This is a genomic window from Psychrobacter sp. (assembly GCF_030454045.1).
Lineage (GTDB): Bacteria > Pseudomonadota > Gammaproteobacteria > Pseudomonadales > Moraxellaceae > Psychrobacter.
In genome coordinates, this window is record NZ_JAKDJE010000122.1 from 1 (window position 1) to 4,816 (window position 4,816).

4 protein-coding genes are annotated in these 4,816 nt (G+C 43.5%); 1 reads left to right on the forward strand and 3 read right to left on the reverse strand.

All coding sequences use genetic code 11. The features are described from left to right. Nucleotides 1-109: 109 nt before the first annotated feature. From minC to L0G63_RS13430, 3 genes are all read right to left on the reverse strand, one after another. A complete protein-coding gene (gene minC, locus L0G63_RS13420) occupies nucleotides 110-943 on the reverse strand; it encodes a septum site-determining protein MinC (RefSeq protein WP_301451108.1) in 834 nt (277 codons plus the stop codon). 80 nt (nucleotides 944-1,023) lie between these two features. Continuing rightward, nucleotides 1,024-2,115 (reverse strand): hypothetical protein, encoded by a 1,092-nt coding sequence (locus L0G63_RS13425; RefSeq protein WP_301451109.1) that lies wholly within the window; start codon nucleotides 2,113-2,115, stop codon nucleotides 1,024-1,026. A gap of 341 nt (nucleotides 2,116-2,456) precedes the next feature. After that, nucleotides 2,457-3,422, reverse strand: a complete 966-nt coding sequence (locus tag L0G63_RS13430; protein WP_301451110.1) for an acyltransferase — start codon at nucleotides 3,420-3,422, stop codon at nucleotides 2,457-2,459. Between the two features lie 448 nt (nucleotides 3,423-3,870). On the opposite strand from L0G63_RS13430, the gene L0G63_RS13435 reads away from it, so the two are divergent. Next, nucleotides 3,871-4,527, forward strand: coding sequence for an OmpA family protein (locus L0G63_RS13435; RefSeq protein WP_201597918.1), 657 nt, complete (start codon nucleotides 3,871-3,873; stop codon nucleotides 4,525-4,527). Nucleotides 4,528-4,816: the final 289 nt, after the last annotated feature.

Here is a 4,816-nt window from a genome sequence, read left to right on the forward strand (position 1 = left end):
TAACAATTGAATTTGTTAATTATTTTATAACATTTTTAAGTAGGATTGACTATAGGTTGTTTTTCTGAATAGTCACCTGAGCGTTTATTATTTTTAACAAAGCAATCTTTTAAGCTTCATCCATAACGGTAAACACCAATCCTTCACCTTCTACAAACTTGACTTGCACAGGTTTATCAATCACATGCTCTGGCAGATTGTCTCGTAAGCAGTAAGTTCCAGCCACAGACACGAGGGAGGGGTTAAAGACTTGGCAGAAAATACGAGCATCTTTGTCACCCGTTGCGCCTGCCACCAAGCGGCCTTGCGCACGTCCATAGACATGTAAGCTGTTGTCAGTGATGGCTTCAGCACCGCTATTCACACTGTTTGTCAAAATCAAATCGCCGCCGACATGGTTTAAGCTTTGGCCTGAGCGTAGCATCTGGTCGTAGATGAGGCTGGTAATATGCTGAGTGCTCAATAATGTCTCGGTTGGGAGGCTAGAGGAGGTGACTTCAGGTGACGCTATCGTTGCTGCATCAGTATCTTTGGCACTATCGCTGCTGGCTGATACGGTGCTTTCTTCGGATATTGGTTTCCTAGTGGGTGCCGAAGTTGCTTTATTAGGCACGATACGCTCGATACGCTTACCATCTGCAGGAAAGATGGCCAAGCGCTGCTCACGCGCTTGATCATCAAGTAGGCCTGTCACCACACCGATCGGCTGTAGTCCCCATGACCATAATAGCTCTACTAAGGCAGATAAATCTTGCTCGACGTCGCTATCGATCAAGATAGGAATGTTGCTTGATTTATTGCTCAGTGTCTCAGTAAGCTGGGCTTCAATAGCGCCCAGATCGCTGGTACTAAACTGTAAACGCGAAAAGGTCAGCATTTTGCCATATAAGGCCAATGCCGGCGCCGTGTTTGCAGTTTGGCTATTGTTGTCTGAAACTGTCATATATAAACCCTTAAAAATAATTCTGTCGCTGTATTCACGGTGTCATTGTTATTATTGTGTCATGCTCATAGCCAGCTCTGCTATAGATTTAGCATGTCTTGATGCTTCCACTGTTGTACTTTTACTTGTGCTTCAAATGCAGTCAAACTGTCATCAATGATACTCGAAATCAGAGTATCAAGTGCACTATTATCGGTGTCTATTTGCGCAATACCACTGGCAATCGCCACCATCAATGCGTCAAGCCGCGCTGGATCAAGCAGGCGCTTATTTAAGGCATAAACAACGTTTTCACCGATGTTGTGTCCGACATGCTGCAGTTGTGATTCGATCAGGCTACCCGCGATAGGAATCATGCGCAAATAGCGTCGCAGCTCAGGAGTATTGGCTAGACCTTCTTCAATAGCGTTGCCCATTTCGCTGGCTAATAGACTGCCACCACCTGATGAGGCAGTCAGCTCCTGCAATTTTGGTGCAAGCTCTGAGCGCAGAATGGATAATACAGCAGCTTCAATCTCAGCACGGTTGCGCGTGATGGCTGACTCGATAAAAGATTTGTGCGTTTCAGGGTCGGTCAATTCCTGCCTAAAATTTTGGATGGTCGTCAGGATGACACGATCAGAGAGCTCTTCTAATAATAGGTCAATATAGAACTTAATACGATTGATCCATGGCTGCGGGAGTACTTGGTAGCCAAGCTGGTACAATCGGCGTCCGATAACAACGGCTCTAAATAACCGTAACAAACGTAGCTGCGGAAAACAGCCTAAGACTTCGTACCAGTGGACAAAAGGGAAGAAAAACCAGCGATAATAGACTTTTTCTTTGATTGCGATTGCCCAGCGCAATAATAATTCAGCAACCAAAAATATGGTAAAAAACCCACCAGCGGTACGCAACGGCTCATGCAACGTCGCCTGATACCAGTTGAGCCCCTCGCTGACTGACAGCCATTGTGAAGCATTGGCACTAAAGTCGCTCATCAATACAGCATCCAGACTGATCAGCAGAAGATCAATACTGATAGCGATAAGCATCACGATATCATAAGTGAGCTTTAAACGACTGGGTTTTGGACGGTTTGGCCTTGGTGGCTCACTATTTGCAAGATGAGGCGACACCGGTGCAGTTGCAATAGGCGGGCTGGTAGTAGGAGAGGCGGGCACAGTCATACCTTATAAATGATAAATGGCACAAAGAAATGAATAAATTTTTGACGGCTATTAAAAATAACCATCAAAAATCGATGCGTACATGATTAATCACATTATCAATGAATAAGGCCAAAAAACAACCCATCTATGATTAAAAATCATGCATAGCCACTTATAAAGTAATAATGATCATTTGCAACGCGACTATCATCAGTACAGTGCTCACGTATCATCATTAACCTCTGCGTTATCGATTACTCAAGCGCTTATGGCAGTATGACTAGATTTTGTGCGTTATCGGACTATGAGTGCTGCGTCTTTTAAAAGGTATGTGATGACTTACGGCGTAAGTGAGTCATTTATTGAGCCACTTGAGTTTCAGGGCTTGTCTCAAAATCAGCCAGCATGTCGGTGATGCGCTGATCTTTTTGACGCCAGATGTGTTCAACCCAGTCAAACATCTGCGCTTTTATTGCCTCATCATTTTCATAGCCGCCTTGCTTAATACCTTCAAACAGCGCATCTGGTATATCGATATATCTTAGATCCACGCCCAAACGTTTGATATTGCCTTTCCACAGATCGCTATAGCTTGGTACGCCATCAGGATAGACGATGGTCACATCCAATATACCATCGATATCTTCGCCTAGGGCGTTAATCGCAAGGGATAAGCCGCCAGCTCGTGGTTTTAGTAAGTGCGTATAAGGAGACTGCTGTTTGGCATGTTTGGCCTTGGTAAAGCGCGTACCTTCTAGATAGTTGAGCAAGGTGAATGGCTTGTCTTTTAAAAGGGCGCAGGCACGCTTGGCCTCCTCAATATCTTTACCTTTGAGTGCAGGGTTTTTGGCGATGGCTTCTTTAGAGTGTCTGCGCATCATAGGAAAATCTAAAAAGTAAAAAGCTTGCCCAACGATGGGAATATAGATCAGCTCAAATTTAGTAAAAAAGCGCGTCAATGGCAGGCGCTTTTCGCCAATGTATTGCACGATGCTGGTATCGACCCAAGATTGGTGGTTGCTGACCAGAAGGTATTTACCATCGATGCGAATATCATCTGGTAAGCTGATACGCCAATCTTTGCGAGGCAGCATGTCATCGATCAGAGCACTATTGCTGCTGATCCAGTAAGTCGCGATTTTGATGACCGCTTTATCTGCAATAGGTGCACCCGTAATGACTTTGCCGACACCCATCAACCATAAAGGAATACTACCACCAAAGCTATTGGCAGTGATAACGCTTGCTGCTGTCGCTAATGAAACCGCCTTACCCAGTTTAGGCGTGCGTTTATGCAGGTTTCGAATGGTGGATGTCAGTCGCATGCTTGATCCTCTTGGTTCAGTTTAATTAATAAGTAAGCCATATATTTCACAAGTCGATGTGTTTAAATATTGCCAAAACTGCTCATATGATTGATGACCAATAATCCAGTGCACTAAGCGCTAATCATAGAAGCGTTGCTGGTTAATTCCTGATACAGCGGTCATTTGACCATACAGATTTTGCCAAATAATTTTAACAGAAACATTTCGCAGTGTACGAGTGTAAACGTGACTAGCGATAGCAAAGAATAGACATATTACTGACTCGACCTCAGTAGATAGCGCAAAGTTAACCTGCACTTCTCATACATAGGTGTGACAAAATATTACACATAGTTAGATTGTAATTGCCATAATAATGACGAAAGTAAATAAGTACTTAATAAGATTAACGGACAATCTTGATAAAGCACGATTTATAATATTTTTAATTTATAGAGGAAATATCATGCGTAATACATTATTAATTGCAGCAGTAGCATCAGGTCTAGCACTTAGCGGTTGTACGACTGATCCAAACACTGGGCAGCAACGCTTGAATAAAGCTGCATTGGGCGGCCTAGTTGGTGCAGCAGGTGGCGCAACTATCTCAAAAGCAACAGGCGGCGACAAGACTGGTCGTGATGCTGCTATCGGTGCAGCACTGGGTGCTGGCGTTGGTTACTACATGGAGCGTCAGGCTCGTCAGCTTGAGCAGCAAATGGCTGGTACAGGCGTGACTGTTAACCAAAACCCAACCACCGGTAACATTGATCTTGTTATGCCAGGTAGCATCACTTTCTCATTTGATGATGCAACACTTAACTCATCATTCAAGCCAACGCTAGACAAGCTTGCTTCAACCATGAACCAGTATAACCAGAACACAATCACGATCGCTGGTCACACTGATAGCCAAGGTTCAGCATCTTACAACATGGGTCTGTCACGCGACCGTGCTTACTCAGTTGCCAACTACCTAACTGCTCGCGGTGTTGCTTCTAACCGTATCAATGTAGTTGCTTATGGCGAGTCACGTCCAGTTGCTACCAACAACACTGAATCTGGTCGTCAGCAAAACCGCCGTGTTGAGCTAACGGTTAATGCACCACAAAGTGTAAACTAATTGACAGCTTTATATAGCTATTTGGTAGGTGCAAATGATTTTCACGCACTTATCTAGCAAAAAGAGTCAGCAATATGCTGGCTCTTTTTTTTATGCGCTAAATTTTGATTGATCAAACTCGATAGTTAGAAGAGTGCGAGTATAATGTCTGCTGTCTAAAATAGAATAGTGCTCGTTTAGCGTTTGATACCATTTCATAAATCATTATAAAGATTAATGATTATTAATATAAAATTGGTGGTGTGTTAAAAAGTATGCTGATTAAAATTTGAACAATTTTTGAAGCCTT

What these genes read in the sequence shown, in the direction of transcription:
- minC (WP_301451108.1), bottom strand. Translation starts at nt 943, where the DNA reads ATGACAGTTTCAGACAACAATAGCCAAACTGCAAACACGGCGCCGGCA.
- L0G63_RS13425 (WP_301451109.1), bottom strand. Translation starts at nt 2,115, where the DNA reads ATGACTGTGCCCGCCTCTCCTACTACCAGCCCGCCTATTGCAACTGCA.
- L0G63_RS13430 (WP_301451110.1), bottom strand. Translation starts at nt 3,422, where the DNA reads ATGCGACTGACATCCACCATTCGAAACCTGCATAAACGCACGCCTAAA.
- L0G63_RS13435 (WP_201597918.1), top strand. Translation starts at nt 3,871, where the DNA reads ATGCGTAATACATTATTAATTGCAGCAGTAGCATCAGGTCTAGCACTT.